Genomic DNA, 1,024 nt, shown 5'->3' with positions numbered 1-1,024 from the left:
GGTAGGCGTTAACGTTTTGGCCGAGTAAGTTTATTTCACGCACACCTTGAGTAGCAAGGTGGGAGATTTCTGCCAGTACGTCATCAACAGGGCGGCTAACTTCCTCACCTCGCGTGTAAGGCACAACACAAAAAGTACAATACTTGCTACAGCCTTCCATAATTGAAACAAACGCAGAAGGGCCATTTATACCGGGAGCAGGGAGGTGGTCAAACTTTTCAACTTCAGGGAAGCTGATGTCGACCACGCCTACATCAGTTGTTTTTGATGCGTCGATCATCTCTGGTAGGCGATGAAGCGTTTGTGGGCCAAAGATCACGTCTACAAAAGGCGCGCGAGAACGAATCGCTTCACCTTCCTGACTGGCAACGCAACCACCAACGCCGATAGTTAGTTCCGGGTTGCTTTCCTTAAGCTTCTTCCAGCGACCAAGCTGGTGAAAGACCTTTTCCTGTGCTTTTTCACGAATAGAGCAGGTATTAAGAAGAATGATGTCAGCATCACTCTCGTTCTCGGTTAACTCAACTTTATGACTGTCTTGCAGTAAGTCTGTCATGCGAGATGAATCATACTCGTTCATCTGGCAGCCGTGAGTTTTAATAAAAAGCTTCTTGGTCGTGGTGTCGGTCATCTAAATATCAATCGCTTGCGAAAAGAGTTGCTTAAAAAATAGGCGGCAGATTATACATCTAAGCAGGCAGTGGGTGTAGTTTTTTCTGTCGCTAAAGACTGCCCTTAAAGATCAAAACACAAAAGACGGTTCACCACCGAGGGCACAGAGAGGCCTGCGGCCTACACAGAGAAAAGATAAAAACAGAGAAAAGATAAAAGCCTTTTTAGGTGTGTCTCCATCTCTTCCTCTGTGCAGCGAAGCGCCCGGTGTCCTCTGTGGTTCTTCGGTTTATCCCTTAAAGATCAAAACACAAAAGACGGTTCACCACAGAGGGCACAGAGCGGCCTGCGGCCTACACAGAGAAAAGATAAAAACAGAGAAAAGATAAAAGCCTTTTTAGGTGTGTCTCCA

General features: G+C 46.4%; 1 protein-coding gene. It reads right to left on the bottom strand.

Translation table 11 applies throughout. The features are described 5' to 3' along the window. On the bottom strand, positions 1 to 631 hold a 631-nt coding region (locus A3763_RS02410; RefSeq protein WP_156494838.1), incomplete at its 3' end, for a radical SAM protein. Positions 632 to 1,024: the final 393 nt, after the last annotated feature.

This window comes from Oleiphilus sp. HI0128, from assembly GCF_001635365.1.
Note: the sequence above shows the minus strand (reverse complement) of the source record. Positions and strands in the feature narration are given on the sequence as shown.